This is a genomic window from Acidaminococcus sp. (assembly GCF_057597765.1).
On sequence record NZ_DBMBXK010000008.1, the window covers coordinates 1 to 21555 of the forward strand.

At 55.7% G+C, this 21555-nt stretch carries 16 protein-coding genes and 2 pseudogenes; 2 read left to right on the plus strand and 16 right to left on the minus strand.

Translation table 11 applies throughout. The annotated features are described in order from the left end of the window. Positions 1-245, plus strand: a pseudogene (locus ACZOF8_RS06570) (Abi family protein); the annotation flags it as partial. Positions 246-389: 144 nt separating this feature from the next. Next, a complete protein-coding gene (locus ACZOF8_RS06575) occupies positions 390-1526 on the plus strand; it encodes a tyrosine-type recombinase/integrase (RefSeq protein ID WP_487426697.1) in 1137 nt (378 codons plus the stop codon). Between the two features lie 468 nt (positions 1527-1994). Here the strand turns inward: ACZOF8_RS06575 and ACZOF8_RS06580 are convergent, their stop codons facing one another. From ACZOF8_RS06580 to ACZOF8_RS06655, 16 genes and pseudogenes are all read right to left on the minus strand, one after another. Further along, positions 1995-2249: a hypothetical protein gene (locus tag ACZOF8_RS06580; protein ID WP_022488312.1), complete on the minus strand. Its 255-nt coding sequence runs from the start codon at positions 2247-2249 to the stop codon at positions 1995-1997. Positions 2250-2606: 357 nt separating this feature from the next. Continuing rightward, positions 2607-5015, minus strand: a complete 2409-nt coding sequence (locus ACZOF8_RS06585) for a ribonucleoside triphosphate reductase (protein ID WP_487426698.1) — start codon at positions 5013-5015, stop codon at positions 2607-2609. Positions 5016-5132: 117 nt separating this feature from the next. After that, positions 5133-5843 (minus strand): anaerobic ribonucleoside-triphosphate reductase activating protein, encoded by a 711-nt coding sequence (locus ACZOF8_RS06590; RefSeq protein ID WP_487426699.1) that lies wholly within the window; start codon positions 5841-5843, stop codon positions 5133-5135. Between the two features lie 197 nt (positions 5844-6040). Next, positions 6041-7368 (minus strand): annotated as a pseudogene (locus tag ACZOF8_RS06595) (sodium/glutamate symporter). A gap of 311 nt (positions 7369-7679) precedes the next feature. Then, positions 7680-8927, minus strand: coding sequence for a sodium/glutamate symporter (locus ACZOF8_RS06600; protein WP_441368699.1), 1248 nt, complete (start codon positions 8925-8927; stop codon positions 7680-7682). Between the two features lie 291 nt (positions 8928-9218). After that, a complete protein-coding gene (gene htpX / locus ACZOF8_RS06605; RefSeq protein WP_288310158.1) occupies positions 9219-10079 on the minus strand; it encodes a zinc metalloprotease HtpX in 861 nt (286 codons plus the stop codon). A gap of 14 nt (positions 10080-10093) precedes the next feature. Beyond that, positions 10094-10999, minus strand: coding sequence for a site-specific tyrosine recombinase XerD (gene xerD / locus ACZOF8_RS06610; RefSeq protein ID WP_487426700.1), 906 nt, complete (start codon positions 10997-10999; stop codon positions 10094-10096). Continuing rightward, positions 10974-11243 carry an RNA chaperone Hfq gene (hfq, locus tag ACZOF8_RS06615; RefSeq protein WP_487426701.1) on the minus strand — a complete coding sequence of 90 codons (270 nt, stop codon included), beginning with the start codon at positions 11241-11243 and terminating at the stop codon, positions 10974-10976. Before hfq ends, xerD begins: the two co-directional genes overlap by 26 nt. A gap of 92 nt (positions 11244-11335) precedes the next feature. Further along, a complete protein-coding gene (gene miaA, locus ACZOF8_RS06620) occupies positions 11336-12283 on the minus strand; it encodes a tRNA (adenosine(37)-N6)-dimethylallyltransferase MiaA (protein ID WP_022488318.1) in 948 nt (315 codons plus the stop codon). Beyond that, a complete protein-coding gene (locus ACZOF8_RS06625; RefSeq protein ID WP_487426702.1) occupies positions 12273-13076 on the minus strand; it encodes a class I SAM-dependent methyltransferase in 804 nt (267 codons plus the stop codon). The genes miaA and ACZOF8_RS06625 overlap by 11 nt, the downstream gene beginning before the upstream one ends. 18 nt (positions 13077-13094) lie before the next feature. Then, entirely contained in the window at positions 13095-15083 is a 1989-nt protein-coding gene (gene mutL / locus ACZOF8_RS06630; protein ID WP_441368700.1) for a DNA mismatch repair endonuclease MutL, read from the minus strand. Further along, positions 15083-17692: a DNA mismatch repair protein MutS gene (gene mutS, locus ACZOF8_RS06635; protein WP_022488321.1), complete on the minus strand. Its 2610-nt coding sequence runs from the start codon at positions 17690-17692 to the stop codon at positions 15083-15085. The genes mutL and mutS overlap by 1 nt, the downstream gene beginning before the upstream one ends. Next, positions 17689-19017: a tRNA (N6-isopentenyl adenosine(37)-C2)-methylthiotransferase MiaB gene (gene miaB, locus ACZOF8_RS06640; protein WP_022488322.1), complete on the minus strand. Its 1329-nt coding sequence runs from the start codon at positions 19015-19017 to the stop codon at positions 17689-17691. Before miaB ends, mutS begins: the two co-directional genes overlap by 4 nt. Positions 19018-19151: 134 nt before the next feature. Beyond that, positions 19152-19481, minus strand: coding sequence for a 7(1) septoil knot domain-containing protein (locus ACZOF8_RS06645; RefSeq protein ID WP_154488537.1), 330 nt, complete (start codon positions 19479-19481; stop codon positions 19152-19154). A gap of 111 nt (positions 19482-19592) precedes the next feature. Beyond that, on the minus strand, positions 19593-20804 hold the full coding sequence (locus tag ACZOF8_RS06650; protein ID WP_288310180.1) for a glycosyltransferase family 2 protein: 1212 nt from the start codon (positions 20802-20804) through the stop codon (positions 19593-19595). A 10-nt stretch (positions 20805-20814) separates the two neighbouring features. Then, entirely contained in the window at positions 20815-21540 is a 726-nt protein-coding gene (locus tag ACZOF8_RS06655; RefSeq protein WP_303225010.1) for a hypothetical protein, read from the minus strand. Positions 21541-21555: the final 15 nt, after the last annotated feature.

Sequence of the window (21555 nt, forward strand, 5' to 3'; positions counted from 1 at the left end):
AAAAAGTAACGAAATCGGATAAAGATGCTTTTCAAGGAATATATGGCGTAATGCTTGCTATTCTCAGTTTTCTGGATAATGCTTATTTGCGTTCTCTATTTATTCAAGAATTTCTGGTGATCATTTCATCAGATCGTAATGAAGAAATGTTTAGTGGATATGCGCAAATTACTAAAATGCCGACTGATATAAAATCTCGGTTTTCAAAATATTACCAGCACCTGCAAAAAGGAGCTCCATTATGAATCTTTTTCAACTCAAACATTAAATAAAAATCCCCGCCGGTACTGCGAATACCGACGGGGAAAGAGTAACCACCCTACCAAAGGGGCTTACTGTATCATTTTACCACAGGAGCCCCTACCCTAGCTACATAAGGAGGCATTTTTATGTGGATCGAACAACGAAAAGATGGGAAATACGTCTATCGTGAAAAGTACCTGGCGCCCAGCGGCCGATGGAAGACGGTTTCCGTGACTTACACCAATCGCACCAGGGCCACCGTCAAGCGTGCTTCTGACCACCTGGAAGAAGTGATCCGGCAGAAGTCTGCTCCCCCGGCTCAGACGGTCACCATCCAGCAGATGGTAGATGACTATATCAAGGCCCGGAAGCCGGAAGTGAAGCCCATCACCTTCACCGTCTACGAACGGGCCAGGAAACGGCTGTTGGGTTATTTTGAGCCGGAGCGATTGGTGGCCACCATCATCGCCAGGGAATGGCAGACCTATTTCGACGGCATAGGCCGGGATCATACGCCGGGCGTGGCCAAAACCTTATATCAGTTCGTGAAGGCTGCCATGGAGCAGGCTGAGCGGCTGGACGGTCTCAGTGCCGTACCCATCCACCGGGTCCGGGTGCAGATGCCTTACAAGACCGTGGCCACAGTAAAGGCTGCGGCTGAGAAATTTTTGACCAGGGACGAGCTCCAGGAAGTCCTGGGACTGATCCGGGACCAGTACCCCTACATTGCAGAAATCTGTGAATTCCAGGCTCTGACAGGACTCCGCTATGGGGAACTGGCAGCCCTGCGGGACGTAGACTATGATCCGGTGAATCACATCATCGATGTGAACGCCACCCTGAATTTTAATCTCAAGGGGAACCGGACATTCCGGGGATCTCCGAAGAACATTTACTCCATCCGGAAGGTGGCCCTCAGTGACCGGGCGGTGGAGATCATTGAACAGTTCATCCGGGCCAATGATGCCGCCAGACCCCTTTCCCCCTTCCCAGGTTACAAGCTGCCGGACCACTTTATCTTCGTTTCCCGCCGGGACGGGTATCCCCTGGACATTTCCTATGTGAACCACATCCTGCGCCGGATCCAGTACAAGAAGAAGCTGACCACCCACATCTTCCGACACACCCACATATCTATCCTGGCCGAACAGGGCGTGCCTCTGAAGGCCATCATGCAGCGTGTGGGCCACAATGAACCCAGGACCACTATGGCTGTATATACCCACGTGACGGACCAGATGGAAAAAGAGACCGTAGACAAGCTCAATGCCCTGGATATCTAAGGAAAAAGCTATGCCCACTTTCTGCCCACTTTTCTGTCATCGAAAGGCAACTATGCTGTATTTATGCAATATCCAACGATTTTTCCCCTCATCTCCACCAATGCTTATTACGGGAACGGGTTAGCGTCACATACTGTTAAAAACCTTGTAAACATGCGGGTTTTGGGGTTTTTAAACCAGTTTGGACGTTTCACACCGTTCCTTTTTTCATGCCTGTTTTGCCAACTTTTTGCCAACTTTTCAAAAATCAGCAGAGCAAAATTTGCGCACTTTTTCAAAGTCTGGAAAGCCGCGTTCCACACCGGCTGCCAGAGCCAGGGCCATAGTTTTCACATTCTTCATCTTGCATCTCTCCTTTTTGTGCATAAAAATAGGGCAGCCGGTTTCCCGGTGCCCTTGTATAACACTATGAAATTCAGGCAGAAGAAAAGCCCGCTGCCGGAGCAGGGGGATTTTCTTCGATAAAAATCAGTTTGGATTTGCCCATTTTTTTGCTTCGTCAAAAGCTTTTTTTAACGTACCATTTTCATCATCTTCAACAATTTCAAACTTACCAGATACCTCACTATCCAGCAAACGAGGTTCGTTAATCAAATAAACATAGTCTTCTCCCGAATCATCTATGATTTTTATCCAAGGAACCTTGACCCCAACAACTGCATAAATTTTATTACTTGTAAACGCATCTACCCCTTGATTGGGGCCAATATACCTAACTTTCATCTTATTTTCTCCTCTCAACAGGCCATCCTTTTACTTTAAAGTCAATACTTTTTATCGTTTTTACATTAGCCAGGCATTGCCGTTTTTCTCAACCTGGCATGATGCGTTTGGCCACATACCGGCTTTTCTCCTGTATGGCGTTCTGGAGGGCTCTCTGGGCGGTTTTTTCTCTGCCGCCGCTCCATCATTCGTCCGTGCATACGGGATGACCGGGCGGGATTGCTTCGCAGCCCTTGGTCATCCCCCTACGGATTTCTACCGGCCAATCGGTTAGGCTCCGCAGGGCCGGTCGCAGCGGTTCGGTCTCGAGTCTCGAGACAAAAAAGGGATGTTGCCCGTGCAACATCCCTTTTTCTTTTACATCCCCTGCTTCTTGATGAAGGCCCGGATGGGTCCGAACCCTTCGATTTTGTTCAGGGTGTCTCCCTGGGTTACCAGCAGGGTGGGTGCGCTCTGCACCTGGTATTTTTCCGCCAGTTCCGGATGTTCTTCGGCGAAGATCTCTGTAAAGGCGGCTCCGTGTTTTTCCAGTTCTTTCACAGCCATTTTGCAGTTGGGGCAGGTGTGGGTCCCGAACAGGATCCAGCCTTTGTCCCTGCCGGCGCTGACCACCTGTTTGGCTTCAGTGGGAGCCGGTTTCACCGCCGGTTTGCGGAACTGGGGCCGCTGGCCTTTGGCTTCTTCTTTGTTCAGATGGGATTGGCCCAGGTCATAGACTTTCCGGTCCTTGAATTCCTGGATCTTCCCGTCGTTCCAGTTCTGCACCGGCCGGTAGTACCCGGTGATCCGGCTGTAGACTTCAGTCTTCTTGCCGCAGTAGGGGCAGGTGTACTGTTCCCCATTCAGGTACCCGTGTTCCCGGCAGATGCTGTAGGTGGGAGACAAGGTAAAATAGGGCAGCTTGTAGTTGTTGGCAATCTTCCGCACCAGACCGGCAGCAGAGTTCCAATCCGGCAGTTTTTCGCCCAGGAAGGCATGGAACACGGTGCCGGAGGTGTACAGGGTCTGGAGGTCATCTTCCATATCCAAAGCCGTGAACAGATCTTCCGTATACCCCACCGGCAGATGGGAGGAGTTGGTGTAATACGGAGTGCCGTGTTCGTTGGCGGTGATGATGTCCGGATACTGTTCCTTGTCGTGTTTGGCCAGCCGGTAGGTGGTGGATTCCGCCGGAGTGGCTTCCAGGTTGTACAGGTCTCCGTACTGTTCCTGGTAGTCCTTCAACCGTTCCCGCATATGGGTCAGCACTTCCTTGGTGAATTCCAGGGTTTCCGGATGGGTCAGGTCCTTCCGGAGCCAGTTGGCGTTGAGCCCCACTTCGTTCATGCCGATGAGCCCGATGGTACTGAAGTGGTTCTTGAAGGTGCCCAGGTACCGTTTGGTGTAGGGATAGAGCCCGGCATCCAGCAGCTTGGTGATTACGGTCCGTTTGGTCTTCAGGCTCCGGGCGGCAATGTCCATCATATGGTCCAGCCGGTCATAGAAGTCCTGTTTGTCTTTGGCCAGGTAAGCAATCCGGGGCATGTTGATGGTGACCACCCCTACGGACCCGGTGGATTCCCCGGACCCGAAGAAGCCCCCGGATTTCTTCCGCAGCTCCCGGAGATCCAGCCGCAGCCGGCAGCACATGCTCCGGACATCGCTGGGTTTCATGTCGGAATTGATGTAGTTGGAGAAGTAGGGAGTGCCATATTTGGCGGTCATTTCAAAGAGCAGCCGGTTGTTTTCCGTATCGCTCCAGTCGAAATCCTTGGTAATGGAATAGGTGGGAATGGGATACTGGAAGCCTCTCCCGTTGGCGTCCCCTTCGATCATGTTTTCGATGAAGGCCTTGTTCACCATATCCATTTCCTTCTTGCAGTCCCCATAGGTGAAGTCCTGTTCCTTACCCCCCACAATGGCAGGCACGTCTTTCAGGTCGTCGGGGACGGTCCAGTCCAGGGTGATGTTGGAAAACGGTGCCTGGGTACCCCACCGGCTGGGAGTGTTCACCCCGTAGATGAAGGACTGGACGCACTGCTTCACTTCCTTGTAGCTCAGGTTGTCCTTTTTCACAAAAGGCGCCAGATAGGTATCAAAAGAAGAGAAAGCCTGGGCTCCGGCCCATTCGTTCTGCATGATGCCCAGGAAGTTCACCATCTGGTTGCACAAGGTGGACAGGTGGCTGGCGGGAGAAGAGGTGATCTTCCCGGAAATGCCCCCCAGTCCTTCCTGGATCAGCTGTTTCAGGCTCCAGCCGGCGCAGTAGCCGGTGAGCATGCTCAGATCGTGGATATGCATGGCGGCGCTTTTGTGGGCGTCGGCCACTTCCTTGTCATAAATTTCATTCAGCCAGTAGTTGGCGGTAATGGCTCCGCTGTTGGACAGGATCAGGCCCCCTACGGAATAGGTGACCGTGGAATTTTCCTTTACCCGCCAGTCATTCACATGGAGGTAGTTGTCCACCAGATCCTTGTAGTTCAGCAGGGAGGAATTCACGTTCCGGATCTGCTCCCGCTGTTTCCGGTACAGGATATAGGCCTTTGCCACATCGGCATAGCCGGAATCGGACAGTACCTTTTCCACACTGTCCTGGATGCTTTCCACGCTGATCAGATTGTCTTTGATCTTGGGATCGAAGTCGGCAGTGACCTGCAGAGCCAGCATATTGATGATGCTGGGATGGTAGTTTTTATGAAGTGCTTCGAATGCTTTGGTAATGGCGCTGCTGATCTTGGTCACGTCAAAATCAACGATCTGGCCATCGCGTTTTACCACTGAATACATGGCTCCATTCCCTCTTTCTCTTGATTGCTCTTCCAAAATGCTCTTTCATTGTAGCCCGTATTGGAACGCTTGTCAATATATGGTAGTGAGATACAACGTTGTATACTAGATGTTGTGTTAAATACCCCTCAGGCCTACTTTGTCCGCCAGAGGCTCCAACAAGGCTGCATACCGTTCCAGGGATTTTTTATCCGGAGCAGTGAAGCCGGCAAAGGGGACGGTGTCCCGGTCCTTGAAAGCCTGGAGATAAAAAGCCGGGATCTTTTTCCCTTTTTTGGCAAGGAGCGGCTCCAGGTAATCCCGGATTTTTTCAAACGAACGTTCGGTGTGGAGTTGTTCCACAACGGTTGTACGAAGCTCGAAGGGGACGGATCCGGAAAGGAGCTTATCCAGGCTCCCGGTTACCTGTTCCAGAGGGGATGCCTCCCGGCCCACAGTAAGGGCGTAGTCTTCCGGGGCGTTTTTCCAGTCCATGGCCACGTAATCCACCAGGTGCCGGTTCAGGATCTCTCCCAGAAGGTCCGGATAACACCCGTTGGTATCCAGCTTCACCAAAAGATCTTTTTCCTTCAGCCGTGCCAGGAAGGCTGCCAGATCAGGCTGGAGACAGGGCTCTCCTCCGCTGACCACCACACCGTCCAGGATGCCTTTCCGGGCGTCCAGATAAGCCAGGACTTCCTGGATATCCTGGGCAGGCAGCGGGCCTTCCAGAAGCTCGCTGTTGTGGCAGTAGGGGCACCGGAGATTGCATCCCCCGGTAAACAACGTGCAGGCCACTTTCCCCGGATAATCCACCAGAGAAACTTTCTGCCAGCCGGCAATGTGCATGGTTCTCCCTCCCCTCTTTGGCAAATCGGTATCATTATATCACGGAAGAAAAAATAATAAAGACTTGACAAAAACGTGTGTTCATGGGAAGCAAGGCAGGATGCGGCTGGGGAAATTTTCTCAAATACGGGAAAAGAGGACCCCTGGAGCAGGATCCTCTTTTGGATGGAATGGATATTCTGTTGCCAATCTTTTGCTTACAGCCCCATGGCCATCTGCATGGTATGTGCAATGTCCAGGAACTTACTGATGATAATGGCGTTGGTGATGTTGCTCAGGAACCCGCCGATCACCGGTACCACGAAGAAGGCCAGTTTGGAGTACCGATACTTCTTGCAGACGGCGGTCATGGTCACCATGGAAACGGGCACAGCCCCCAGGCCGAACCCGGTGTGGCCAACGGCAATCACTGCGGCGTCGTAGTTCTTGCCCATTCCAAAGAAGTCCACGAAGTAAGCATAGAAGATGATGAACACAGCCTGTACCATGCACAGGATGAACAGCTGGAGCCCCATGCCGGCCAGGGTCCACAGTTTCATGGAAATGATGGACATAGATACGAACAGCCCCAGGGAGAAATCCCCAACAGTGTCGATGCCTTCATACAGGGCGGTATGATCTTCCCCTTTCTTGGCGTCAAAGAACAGACGGATCAGGATGCCGGCAAACATGCAGCATACGTGGATGGGGACAGGGCGGTATGATCTTCCCCTTTCTTGGCGTCAAAGAACAGACGGATCAGGATGCCGGCAAACATGCAGCATACGTGGATGGGGAAGGAAATGTGCAGGGCTTTCAGTACGGTGAAGAACGCACCGCCGACCCCCAGCGCGAAGCACATCAGGTACATGGCCTGGACAATATCCCCTTTGTGCATCAGATTGCCCATGGTGGATTTTCCGGATTCTTCTTCCATTTCACCTTTTCCATCCAGGGCAGGATCTTCCAGGTGATGTCTCCGGACAATGAACCGGCCAAAAGGCCCGCCGATGATGGCCCCGGAAATCAGACCAAAGGTAGCAGCTGCAATGGCCGCTTCCAGAGCATTGCTCTGACCGAACTGTACGGCAATGGGTGCAAAGGCGGCAGCGTTGCCGTGGCCCCCGGTCATGGGAATGGAACCGGTCATCATGGACAGCAGAGGCGGAACCTTCAGCACCGTGCCCAGGCCCAGAGCGATGGCATTCTGGATGGCTGCCAGGACGGCAGCGGAAATGCAGAACAGCACCACATATTTGCCCCCGGTCTTCAGCAGGCTCAGGCTGGCGGCAGCACCGCTGGCAGCAAAGAAGATGCAGTAGAACAGGCTGTTGGCCACTTTGTAATCAAACTGCAGCTCGCAGATCCCGGCGTTGTAAAGGCACAAACTGATAATGGCAAAAATCGTACCGCCGACAACTGCACCAGGCAGACAGTACTTTTTCAGGAACGGGAATTTGGCTCTCAGCCAGTCGCCGAACCAGATAGAAAGTACTCCCAATGCCAGTGTGTGGAACATGGATAATTTGATAATCATCCTCTCCATAATGAACCCCCCTTAAAGATATAAAGTATGATTCCAGATTGGCTGTCCCGCTCCAGAAGGGACAGCCGGTTTACATGTTCAATTTTAGCAAAGAAACTGTGAAATCTCAAGGATATTTTCCGAATATTGTTAACTGTAACTGTATTTTTATTATTTCCAATAGTCGTTTGTGTGTATTCTGTATACATATAAAAAAGGGGTGTTGCACCTTCCGTGCAGCATCCCCTTTTCTGTCAGCGGTCTTTTCATATACAAAAAAGCGGTCCCCTGGAGTGGGACCACTTTTTGTTTCGCTGGATTTCCTGCTTCGATCAGAGAACGAAGTTGGAGAAAATGGACAGGAAAATCGGGTTGTAGATATCGTCGCAGATAACGGACCAGGACGGATACAGAACCCAGGCAACGGTGTGCCAGCCGTATTCTTCCATAACGGCTTTTTCGTTGGCCACAGCGTTGGGGCCGGAGCCGCAGCCCCAGCCGCAGTTCCCTGCGGTCATAACAGCAGCACCGTAATCCCGGCCGAACACGTTGTAGGAAACCAGGATGCCGAACAGAGCCATAAAGATGGCCTGTGCCAGGAGAACCACACCCATCTGGCCGGCTACAGGAGCCAGGGCGGTGATGTCGATGGTCATCAGCACCAGAGCCAGGTACAGTTCCAGAAACATATCCTGGATGGCGTTGAATTCAGGCACATAGGTGTCTTTGCCCATGGATTCCAGCAGGTTCCGGCAGATGGCGCCGGCGAACAGGCACCCAATGAATTTCGGCATGGAAATCATGGGGATGTTGTCCAGCAGGCAGTAGATGGGCATACCGATGGCAGCGAACAGCAGGGAGTAAGCAAAAGCAACTACCATTCTCTGGTTGTCCAGTTTGTTGATGGTTTCCTTGGTTTCCTTCTGAGGCTGATCGTTGGGGTCAGCTTTCAGGTGATGCCGGTGGATCAGGAAGGCAGCTACAGGGCCGCCGATCAGGGAGCCCATGATGTTGCCCATGGTGCCGGCTGCCACCCCTACGGTCGTGGCATCTGCCGCGCCTCTGGCTTCAAAGATCGGCCCGAAAGCGGAAGCGGTACCAACACCGCCGGACATGGAAGCGGAAGAGCACTGGAGAGCCAGCAGCGGATGCAGGCCAACCAGATTGCCCACCACAACCCCAAGGATATCCTGGAGCGTGATCAGCAGGCAGGCAGCCACAGCAATGGCGACCACCAGCTTGCCGCCGGCTTTCTTGATCAGCTGAGTGCTGAACCCGTAGCCCACGCACAGGAAGAACAGGTTCTGGCACAGGTCTTTCATGATTTTGGTATCAAATTTAAAAGCAATGATACCGGATCCTTTGATGATGGCAATAATAATGGAAATGATAATACCGGAAACAACAGGTGCCGGGATGGCATATTTTCTCAGTACCTTGCTGTGGGCCACCAGGAACCGGCCCAGGAAAATCACGATGGCCGCAATGCCCAAGGTAGTCAGATACTCGAACTTGAACGTTGCGACGCTCCCTGCTTTGGCTGTCAAAGTACCGAAGTACTTCATAATTGCAGGCGACATACAAAAGACCCCCTCTGAAATAATAAAAGATTATGAAACCTTGCGCAACAGCACTGTCCCCTCCAGAAGGACAGTCCCTCGTTACGGCTATCATTGTAGCATACTTCCGATTAAATAACAAGAGAATAATCAGAATATTACCAACTATAATTTTGACCTTATTCGTCTTTTAACGAAATCGTGTGTACACTGAATATACAGTATACAGTATTTTCCTATAAATAAAAGTGATTGGCCTGCAAGTATGATGACAAAAAAATTGGGGCTGCTGCCGAAGCAGCAACCCCAATTTTAGACTACCGGATCGATCAATCCCCGGTTCCTCATTTCATTGGCTTCTTCCCGCAGCCGCTCAATCCGCTTTTCCGTAGGCGGATGGGTGCTGAAAATGGCCTGGGCATCTTTGGCGGAAAACGGGGAAATGATGAACATGTGGGCAGTGGCTTCGGTGGCCCTGGGCATGGTCCGGGTACGGGCGTACCCTTCGATCTTTTCCAGAGCGTCCGCCAGGGCATCCGGGTCCCCGCTGAGCTGTCCCCCGGTAAAGTCAGCCATGTATTCCCGGGTACGGGAAATGGCCAGCTGTATAATGGCCGCCGCCAGAGGGGTCAGCACCAGCATCAGCACCCCGGCCATGGGGTTGTTCCGCCGGTCATCCCGGTCTCCCCCGAACCAGAAGGCAAACCGGGCCATGACGGAAATGATCCCGGCCATGCCGGCGGCAATGGTGCTGATCAAAATATCATTGTGCTTCACATGGCTCATTTCGTGTCCCAGGACCCCGGCCACTTCCCGGGGGGTAAGCATTTCCATGAGCCCTGTAGTAACGCACACCGCCGCATGTTCCGGATTCCGTCCGGTAGCAAAGGCATTGGGCAGCATGGTATCCACCACATACACCCGGGGCATGGGCAGCTGGGCCCGGCGGGCCAGGCTTTCCACAATGCCGTACAGCTGGGGAGCGCTCTGAGCGTCCACCGGCTGGGCCCCGTACTGGGCAATGACCAGTTTGTCACTGTACCAGTACAGCAGCACATTGGAAATCAAAGAAAAGGCCAGCATCACGGTCATGCCGCTGCTGCCGCCGATATAGTCGCCGATCAGCAGCAGGAGACCGGTCATCAGGCCCATTAAGAGTGTGGTTTTCATCATGTTTTTTCACCTCGTTACGCTCTGGGATGGGTTTTGTCGAAGACTTTTTTCAGCCGGTTGTTGGTAAGATGGGTATAGATCTGGGTGGTGGAAATGTCCGCATGGCCCAGAAGCTCCTGGACCGTCCGGAGGTCCGCCCCGTTGTCCAGCATGTGGGTGGCGAAAGAATGCCGGAGGATGTGGGGTGTAAGAGGCTTCTGGATCCCCGCCTTCACTCCGTAGGCCCGGATGATCTGCCAGAACCGCTGACGGGTAATGCCGGTGCCCCGGATGGTCAGGAACAGGCTGTCATCGTCCTTCCCGTTCTTCACAAAAAGAGGCCGCACTTCCGCCAGGTACTTTTTCAGGAACTGGATGGCGTACTGTCCCAGAGGGATCAGCCGCTCCTTGGATCCTTTCCCGTAGGCGATCACATACCGGGTCTCCAGGTTCACACTGGCCCGTTTCAGGTTCAGCAGTTCGGAAACCCGCATGCCCGTAGCGTACATCACTTCCAGCATGGTCCGGTCCCGGAAACCTTCCGGCTGGGTCAGGTCGGGAGCGGAAAACAGCTGCTTCACTTCCTCCAGGCTCATGACCTTGGGAAGCACCACTCCCCGGCTCCCTGCTTCCACCACTTCCGAAGGATCCTCTTCCAGGAACCCTTCGGCGGTCATAAAGCGGAAAAAGGCCTTGAGGGCCGCCAGTTTCCGGGAAGCAGAGGTGGGGGCGTACTGGTGCTGCTTCAGCATCCGCATGTACCCCAGGATATCTTCCCGCTGGACTTCTTCCAGGGGCTTTTTGATCCAGCCTGCAAACAGACGGAGATCCCGGCCATAGGATTCCCGGGTGTTGTAGGCCAGCCCCAGTTCCACTGTCAGATATTCCAAAAACAGATTGATTTCTTTTTCCAGTTTATTCCTTAGTGACACCCTGATCATTCCCTTTTTTCAGCACTAGAATTGCCTCGTTTTCCAAGGGAGCGATGGTGGAGATGGCATGTTTGTAGATCAGCTGCTGCTTCCCTTCACTTTCCATGATGACAGTGAAGTTGTCGAAGCCCCAGACCCGTCCCCGGACCTGGAAGCCGTTGAGGAGATACACCACAATGGTCTTTTTTTCGCTGCGTACTCTGTTCAGGAAACTGTCCTGCAAATTCAGAGGTTTGTTGGTTCCTGTTGTCATCGTATTTCCTTCTCTCTGTTGGGATTTTGGTACGGAGTCTGCCTGGGCAGTATCCGCCTTGAGCTTCAGTGGCCGAAGGGCCGCTTAACGCCTCAGGGTTCCTGTTGCGGAATAAACTTCTGTTCTGCCAGGGCTGCCAGCATGGCTGCGACACATTTCCCGTAATCGGGAGGATCGTCCAGCTGGAACCACTGGATGTAGGGCATTTTCTTGTACCAGGTGATCTGGCGCTTGGCAAAGTTCCGGGTGGCCTGTTTCAGTTTGGCGATGGCTTCTTCTTTTGTCCATTCACCATGGAAATACTGAAGCACCTGCCGGTACCCGATGCTCTTCATGGACTGGGCCGTTTCCGGCACCCCCATGGCCACCAGCTTCCTGGTTTCTTCAAAAAGGCCCTGTTCCACCATAAGATCAACCCGCCGGTTGATCCGCTCATACAAAGAATCGCGAGGCATTGTCAACCCGAATACGACCGCCTGGTAGGGACTTTCAGTGGCCTTGGCCGTGGACACCCGGTCCCCGCCCCGGATCGTTTCGATTGCCCTTATTATACGCCTTCTGTCGTTAATCTTCAATTCATTGGCCTTTACCGGGTCTAATACTTTCAGCTTGTCATGAAGGGCCTCATTCCCTTCCCGGTCGGCGAATTCCTCCAGCTGCCGGCGCAGGGCAGAAGATTCGTCCACCCGGGAAAAATCGTAGGCTTCCAGCAGGGCCTTAATGTACAGGCCGGTGCCTCCCACCAGGATGGGCACTTTCCCTCGGGCATTGCAGTCCCGGATCAGCCGGTCCGCCTGCTGCTGGAAATCCACCACGGAAAATTTGCCGTCCGGCTCCAGGATGTCCACCAGATGATGGGGTACCAGAGCCAGTTCTTCCGCCGTGGGTTTGGCGGTGGCAATGTCCATGTGTTTGAACACCAGCATGGAATCTCCGGAAATGATCTCTCCCCCCAGTTTTTGGGCCAGGGCGATGCCGCAGTGGCTTTTGCCGGTGGCAGTGGGGCCGATGATGGCAATGACTCTGGGTTTATTTTCCATCCTGGTCCCCTTCCTCCCGGAGGATGATCCCGTACCGGAGCTTGCTGTATTTGCCTCCCTGGATTTCCCGGGCTCCCAGGCTCCGGAGCAGGTCTTCATCCCGCTCCTTCACCACCACCCGGGGGGCCAGCCGCAGGGCGTCCCGGATCATCCCGGCATCCAGGGGCTTGTGGTAGGAGGCGGGCCGGAGCGGCTGCATGCTGGCAGAATTCCCCACCGGTTTCCGGAACATGGGGTCGAAATAGACCACATCGAAGGAATCGGCAGGAAAAGCGGGCATAAGGTCCTCCGCCTTCCCCAGCCGGGGTTCAATCCGCCGGAGGCTGGCGGTAATGTCCGGATCGTCGATGGCATACGTTTTGAGCCCCTGGGATACGGCCCAGTACAGCACCGGCGACGCTTCCAGCCCCACCACTTTCCCGGCAGGGCCCACCAGGAAGGAGGCCACCACCGCATCTGCCGCCAGGCCCAGGGTGCAGTCCAGTACCCGCATGCCGGGCCGGAAGCCGCAGGCCTGGGCCAGATGGTCCGACCCGCCCCGCTTCAGGTTCCGGATCCGGGGCACCCCCATGGAGGGATGGTATTTCAGGATCCCTTCTTCCGTATACACCTGGGGTCCCTGATGGGTGGCCACCAGCACCGCCTTCAGCCCCCTGTCCCGAAGCAGCTGGTCCAGGGTACCGTGGATGGGCCGGGGAATATAGGGCAGATCCAGGGTGCGGGCCCAGCTTTGGGCTTCGTTGTACAGTTCGGTGCCGCATTTCCGGATGGCCGTCACCGCATAGATGGACATGAATGGATCGCTCCTTCCTCAGGTTCGTTTGAACATATGGTACAGTTCGTCGCTGGTCAGCTGGATCATGCAGGGCCGGCCATGGGGACAGGTAAAGGGATGCTCCGTGTTGAGAAGCTCCAGGATCAGCTGACGCATCTGCCGGATGTTCAGCACTTCCCCGGCCCGGATGGCGCTGTGGCAGGCGGCGTAATGGAGCACGCTTTCCCGCAGGTCGCTGGCCTTGATTTTTTTGTTTTCCGACAGCAGCTTCAGGATGTCTTCAATGAACCCTTCCGCCTGGCTGCTTTCCACATCCGCCGGCAGGGCGGACACCCGGAGGGAGGTTTCTCCCGCCGGTTCCACATCCACCCCCAGCTTCAAAAATTCATCCCGATATTCCTCGATCAGGTCCACATCGGGCCGGGTCACATTGAGGAAGAGAGGGAGCAGCAGCTGCTGGGAGGGGATTTCCTGCTGCTGGCGGATGAATTTGTCGTACATGATCCGCTCGTGGGCGGCATGCTGGTCGATAAGATACAGGGCAGTTTCCGACTGGGCGATGATGAACACCCGGTCCACCTGGCCCAGAGGCCAGATCAGGTCCACACCGCTGGCCAAAGCGCCGTCCCGGGCTTCTTCCGTAAGGGTCTCATCGCTGAGAGAAGCCTCTTCTCCCGGTCGGGATGCCGGCAGAGCCTCCCCTTCAGGAGCCGGATTCCCGGCACCGGCCGTTTCCCCGGAGGCTCCCAGGTCGTCCCGGCGCTGGGCTGCAAAGAATTTCGCTGTGGTGTCTTCGGAAATGGCATCTGGGACCTTCCACACCGGCTGCCCGTAGCTGCCGGAAGGACTGGAGGCATAGCTCCGTCCGAAGGCGCTGGTCCGGGGCTGGTACCCTTTGTCGCCCCCCTGGAACAGGGGCTTCTGTTCCGGTTCAGGGGCTCTCCCGGCCGGAACTCCCGCCAATGGCGGTTCCATTTTCCGGAATCCGGGCTGGGCCAGGGCCACGGACCCGTCCCCTTCCCTCTTCCCGGCCATGGGCTGGGTAAGAGCCTGACACAGACCATGGTACACCGCCCGGTACACGGCACTTTCATCCCCGAATTTGATCTCGCTTTTCTGGGGATGGACGTTGATGTCGATGAGGTGGGTATCGATGCCGATGTTCAGCACCGCAAAGGGGAACCCGGCCTTGGGGATCTGGGACTGGTAGGCATGGTCGATGGCCTTGCTCACCATACGGTTGTTGATGCACCGGCCGTTCACGAACAGGGTCTGCCACTGGCGGGTGCCCTTCAGCAGAGTGGGACGGCTGATGAACCCTTTCAGGGTGATCCCGTCCTGGGCATAATCCACCGTCAAGAGTTCCTTGGTCACTTCTTTCCCGTACAGGGATTCAATGGTATCCACCAGGTCCCCGCTGCCCGGCGTGTTGATGACTTCCTTGTCGTCCCGGGTAAGGACCAGGTGCACATCGGGCCGGGACAGGGCGATTTTGGAGAGGATGTCGCTGATGTAACGGCCTTCGGTATTCACCGTCCGGAGAAACTTCCGCCGGGCAGGCACATTGTAGAACAGGTCCTTTACCGTAATGGTGGTGCCCACGTCGCCCCCCATGGTTTCCACGTCCAGGTCCTCTCCTCCGTCAAGGGTGATCCGGGTGGCGAATTCCGCCCCGGTCTCCCGGGTGAGCAGGGTGAAGTGGGATACAGAGGCGATGCTGGGCAGGGCCTCTCCCCGGAATCCCAGGGTATGGAGGGTCAGCAGGTCGTCCGCTTTCACGATCTTGCTGGTGGCATGGCGCAGGATGGCCATCCGGGCGTTGGCTTCGTCCATGCCGGACCCGTTGTCCCGGACCCGGATGAATTCCGTCCCCCCGGCGAAAATGCTCACTTCTATGGTATCGGCGCCGGCATCCAGAGAATTCTCCACCAGTTCCTTCACCACGGAAGCGGGTTTTTCCACCACTTCCCCGGCTGCGATCTGGTTGGAGGTGTTCTGGTCCAGCAGCTGCACTTTGACACTCATCAGCTGCGGCCTCCTTCCCGTTTGGCTTCTTCCTGGAGCTTGTACAGGGTGTTCAGGGCTTCCAGGGGCGTCATGGTCATCACATCCAAGTTCCGGAGGGTGTCTCCGATCACGTCTCCGAAGAGACTGGGCTGGAGATTCTCTTCTTTGGGTGCAGGGGTTTTGGCCGGAGCCGGTGCCGCCGGTTTCACGGCCGTTCCCTGGGCGGTGTATTCTTCCAGCAGTTCATCCGCCCGTTTCACCACTTTTTCCGGCAGCCCTGCCAGCCGGGCCACATGGATCCCGTAACTTTTATCGGTGCCCCCGGGGACGATCCGCCGGAGGAACACCACTTCCTTCCCTTTTTCCTTTACGGCCACGGAATAGTTTTTGATCCCCGGATCCAGCTGTTCCAGTTCGATCAGTTCGTGATAATGGGTGGCAAAAAGGGTCTTGGCCTTGATTCTGTCGTTGATGTACTCCACCACCGCCCGGGCAATGCTCATGCCGTCGTAGGTGCTGGTGCCCCGGCCCACTTCATCCAGGATGATCAGGCTGCGGCTGGTGGCGTATTTCAGGATGTTGGCCACTTCGTTCATTTCCACCATGAATGTGCTCTGGCCGGTGGCCAGGTCGTCGCTGGCCCCCACCCGGGTAAAGATCCGGTCCACCGGGCACACGTCCGCTTCCCGGGCCGGGATGAAGCTGCCCATCTGAGTCATGAGGGTCAAAAGGGCCACCTGGCGCATGTAGGTGGATTTCCCGGCCATGTTGGGGCCGGTAAGGATGATCAGCCGTTCATCGGTGTTGTTCAGATGCACATCGTTGGGCACGAACAGTTCCCGTTCCAGGAGCTTTTCCACCACCGGGTGCCGGCCGTCTTTGATGGTGATTTCCTGCCGGTCATTGAGCCGGGGGCACACATAGTTCCCCTTGAAGGCAGCCATGGCAAGGGAATAGAGCACATCCAGCACCCCCAGGGCCCGGGCGGTTTCCTGGACTTCCACCAGATGGCCCCGGATATCCTGGCGGATCTCGTTGAACAGGTAGTATTCCAGCTGCTGGATCTTTTCCTTGGCGCTGAGGATTTTGTTTTCGAATTCCTTCAGTTCCGGCACAATGTACCGTTCCCCGTTCACCAGGGTCTGCTTCCGGATAAAGGTATCCGGCACCTGGGACACCTGGCCTTTGGACACTTCGATGTAGTAGCCGAAGACCTTGTTGTACCCCACCTTCAGATTCTTGATGCCGGTCTGATCCTTGATTTTCTGTTCGAAGTTCAGCATCCACTGGTTGTTGTTTTCCGCAATATCATGGACTTCGTCCAGTTCGGCGTTGAAGCCTTTCCGGATCATGCCCCCTTCCCGGACGGTAAAGGGCGGGTCGTCCACAATGCCCCGTTCCAGTTCATCCAGCAGGTCCTCATGGAGGCTGATCCGGCTGTCCAGGGTATGGAGCAGACCCTGGGGCACCTGGTCCAGCAGATTTTTCACCTGGGGCAGGGCCCGGAGAGCGGTCCGCAGGGAAGCCAGGTCACGGGCGTTGGCGGAACCTACTTCGATCCGGGACAGGATCCGTTCCAGGTCGGTGATTTCCCCCAGGGCATCCCCCAGGTCCGTCCGGAGCCGGGCATTGTCCACCAGGGTACCGATGGCCTGCTGCCGGAGCCGGATCCGGGCGGTGTCCAGAAGGGGTGCTTCCACCCACTGGCGGAGCTGCCGGGCCCCCATGGCGGTGCGGGTGTAGTCCAGTACATCCAGCAGGGTGCCGTGGCGGGTGCCGTCCTTCATGTTCTTCACCAGTTCCAGGTTCCGGATGGCGGTGGCGTCCAGGTTCATCACCGCATCGGTGGTGATTTCCCGGAGCCGGTTGATCTGGGCCAGGTCACTTTTCACATTTTCGTGGATGTACTGGAGCATGTGCTCCACAGTGCCCCGGACCAGAGGGATTTTTGCCCCCGGGCTGTCACTGCCGAAATGGCGGGTGAAGTAATCCAGTTCCGGGATGGGGTCCCAGTGGTTGATCATGCAGTCCGGCAGCTTCTGGACCATTTTGTCCAGGAGGGTACCGAAAGCTTCGTTGGGTTCGGTAAGCACCAGTTCCGCCGGCTGGATCCGGTACAGCTGGTCCAGCACTGCTTCTTCCCGGTCTTTGCCCCGGGCGGTGTACCAGGCACATTCCCCGGTGGATACGTCGGCGTAGGAAAGGCACAGGGTGTCCTGATTCTGTTCCAGGCAGGCCAGGTACTGGTTGTGGTTCTCTTCCAGCACCGCGTCGCTGAGCACCGTGCCCGGGGTCAGGATCTTGGTCACCTGGCGCTTCACGATGCCCACGGCTTTTTTCGGATCTTCCATCTGGTCGCAGATGGCGATTTTGTACCCTTTCCGGATCAGCTTGGCCAGGTACCCGTCCACCGAATGGAAGGGCACCCCGCACATGGGCATGGAACTGGAAGCACCGGCCTTTCCTCCGGCCCGTTTGGTCAGGGTCAGGTTCAGTTCCCGGGAAGCGGTAAGGGCGTCTTCATTGAACAGTTCGTAGAAATCCCCCAGTCGGAAGAACAGCAGCTCGTCCTTGTGCTGTTCCTTGATTTCCAGATACTGCTGGAGCATGGGTGTAAGGGCGGTCATAAGGCAGCACGACCTTTAAGGAGCCAGGTCTGGGCGGTTTCGATGGTCACCGGGACCACATCTCCCGGGTTGAAGAACCGCTCTCCCACCGGCCACAGCACCAGTTTGTTCCCATCGGTGCGGCCGCTCCACATTTTGCTGTTGTTGTGGCTGAGCCCTTCCACCATCACAGGCAGGGTGCGTCCCACCAGTTTCTGATTGTGTTTCAGGCTGTGCCGGTTCTGAAGTTCCATAAGCCGGTTCAGCCGTTCCTTCTTCACCTTGTCCGGCACCTGATCTGCCATGGTGGCAGCCGGGGTCCCGGACCGTCTGGAATAGATGAAGGTATAGGCGGCGTCGTAGCTGACGGTATCGAACAGGCTCAGGGTCTCTGCAAAATCTTCTTCCGTTTCCCCGGGGAAGCCTACGATGATGTCAGTGGTAAGCACTGCCTCCGGCACATATTTCCGGATGGTGTCCACCAGTTGCAGGTAGGATTCCCGGGTGTAGCCCCGGTTCATGGCCTGCATGATCCGGGTGCTGCCGCTTTGGACAGGGATGTGGAAATGCTTGCACACATGTTTGCTTTCCGCCACAGTGCGGATCAGTTCCTCGCTCATGTCACGGGGATGGCTGGTCATGTACCGAACCCGTTCCACCCCGGGGATGGCGTCCACCTGGCGGAGGAGAGCGGCAAAGGCATCCTTTTCTCCCCGGTCCTTGCCGTAGGAGTTCACGTTCTGGCCCAGAAGGGTGAATTCCCGGTAGCCCTGGTCCACGGCATGCTTGATTTCTTCACAGATGGCATCGGCGCTCCGGCTCCGTTCCCGACCCCGGACATAGGGGACGATGCAGTAGGTGCAGAAATTGTTGCAGCCGTACATGATGGGTACCCAGGCGGCATAGCTGCTTTTCCGGACGAAATGCCCCTCGAATTCCCTGGGCATTACCGTCAGATCGTTGTACATCCCCGCCTTCCGGTCGTTCTGCTGGAGATAATCCTGCAAAATGGCGCTGAAGTTGTTTACATGGGCAGTGCCGATAAGCAGGTCCACCTGGGGATACTTTTTCAAAAAGTCCTCCCCGTCTTTTTGGGCCATGCAGCCGGTAACGCACAGGACCTTGGAAGGATCTTCCCGTTTGATCTGCTTCATCTCCCCGATTTTTCCCAGGATCTTCTTTTCCGCGCTTTCCCGGACGCAGCAGGTGTTGATGAGGATCACATCCGCATCGTGATAGTCTTCCGTATAATGGTACCCCAGGTCGGACAGCTGCCCGGCATAATGTTCCGAATCACTCTCGTTCATCTGACAGCCGTAATTCAGAATGGTGTAACTTTTGGTCATTGGTTTTCTGTTTCCCTTCTATATAGAGTAACTAATCGGTAGTAAAAAGTCTCAATAGTTTATTATATGATGAAATGAAAAAAAAAGGAAGGGGTGGTTCCCCTTCCCTCTGCACTCTTCACTCTCCACTCACATCAAGGCATCCCCGGGAAACTGGTCACGTACTTGATCCGGATGTCCGGAAAACTGGTGACGAACTGGATGGTAAAGTCTTCGCCGTATTCCACGAACTGCCATTCCCCGATGGCGGACGGAAAATGATCCACCACTTTCACCTTCAGATCCGGAAAACTGGTGACCACTTGGACTTTGATGTCCGGATTGTATTCCACCACCCGTACTTTGCCGGCCATGCGGATACCGTTAAAGGTTCCGTCAGCACTGATGGGAGAAGAAGCCAGGGCTGCAGAAGCCCACAGCAGGCTCAGGAGCACCGTCAGGAGACCCACCAGGTTCCGTGTCATTTTTTTCATCCCAATCCCTCCTCTGGCTGAATATTCTGTATCCATTATACCATAAGAAGGGGCTGTTGCCCATGCAACAGCCCCTTTGTCAACGGTCAGCTTTGCTGCCCCCTACTTCTCCGGCCCTGCCTCGTGGACATGGGCGATGGGGATCCATTTCTTCTGGGGAAAGAATACGGAGCAGACGGCCACCAGGGACAGGAAAATGCAGAAGAACCCTCCTGTAAGGATCCCGGGAAGCATTTTCTTCACCGGCAGATCTCCGGCTTTGATGGCGCAGGTGCCCATAACAAGGCTCAGCACATAGAGCATGGTCCACCAAAGGATGTCCTTGCCGGCCAGAGGTGGAAGTCCATTCAAGGCCCGGTTTCCCACCCACAGTACATTGGTGAGGAAATAGAACCCGAACACCACGCACATAAGCATGGGGACGAAATTATCGATGAGCCGGGCGTCCGGCCGGGCCCGGAAATGGGCCAGCCATTCCTTCCGGTACAGCCGGGCAATCTGGTAGTTCCCGGTCATCCACCGGCGGAGCTGGCTCACCATGCCCCGGAGGGTCACCGGCTGTTCGTCATAGAACCGGGCTTTGTCCTGGTATTCAGAGAAGACACCCTTAAAATTCTGCTGCATGGAAAATTCCATGTCTTCCACAATAGTCCGGGTATGCCAGCCGTCCGGTTCCAGCAAAGAAGCATCGAACCCGAACCCGGTGCCGGAGATGATCCCGGGCAGATCCACATTGTACCGGGGTTTGCTGAACAGATCCACACTGAGCCAGTACATGCTGTACCACTGGGAGATCAGATTGTCAAAGGGGTTGAGAGGCAGCCGGTTCCCCATCACCAGCCGGGCGCCCCGGCGGAAACTCCAATCCAGGGCGGACAAAAATCCCCGGTCTGCCATATTGTCCGCATCAAAAATCACAATATGGCTGAATTCCCGTCCGTACTGTTTCCGGATCCGGGGGATGCCCCAGCTGAGCACCGCCCCTTTCCCGGTCCGGGGTCCTTCCTGCCTTTCCAGCACGGTTACATGAGGGTACCGGCGTCCTACCTCCGCCGTGGCATCGTCACAGTGATCCGCCAGCAGGAACACCCGGTACAGCTCACCAGGGTAGTCCTGATCTTCCAGGCTCTGGAACAGTTTGCCCACCACATTGGCCTCGTTATGGGCACACACCAGCACGGCGAACCGGCTGGGTCCCGCCACCACCGGCCGTTTTTTCCGCCGGGTCACAAGGCCCAGGAACACGGTGCTGCAGGTCCAGAGAAAGGTCAGCACCAGCAGCAGCTGGACAATGAAGGTCAGTACATACATCATGGAAAGTTCCTCACACAGCCGTCAGGATGAACAGGAGCGCCGCAAAGATCCCCATTACATATTCCACAATGATCAGTTCAAATTCATTGGGGAAGATAAAGGCCAGCCCCAGCCCCAGAAAGCCTCCGGTAAGGGTGATCCGGAGCATGGCCACCGCCATGCTCCGGGTGGTGCCTTTGCTGTCCCGGATCCGGTTCCACAGGGCTTCTCCCGCCCCCCGGAACATCCGGGGTGCCGCCTGGCTGTACACCAGAAAGCCCCCCACCACCGTAAACACCAGGGAAGCCAGGAAGATCCGGGGATAGGATGCCGGGAAGGGCACCACCTGGTACAGGTCCCCGCCCACCGCAGGGAACACTGCCATGGGTACGGCTCCGATCAGGCTCAGGATAAAGAACATGGTAGCCGTCCGCTGGTCTTCCACACACAGGTAGGGTTCCTGGGGAGACCGCATCCCCTGCCACACCCGGAAGGGCAGATAGGCGGACAGCAGGGCCCCCAGGAATTCAATGGGGATGAAATTGGAGTTGCCCCCGGTGAGGGCCATCCCCGCTGCTGCCCCCAGAGCCGCTGCCACCGCCCCGGTCCGGCCGAAGATCAGCCCGTAGGGTACGGACAGCATGGCCTGGATCCGGAGCCCGCTGAGGCCCGGCACCACCTGGTAGAATTGAGAAACCGCAAATAAAACTGCATACAGAAAGAACAGGACCGCACCTGTCTTCACACGTTCACCCATTATGATTCCCTGCTT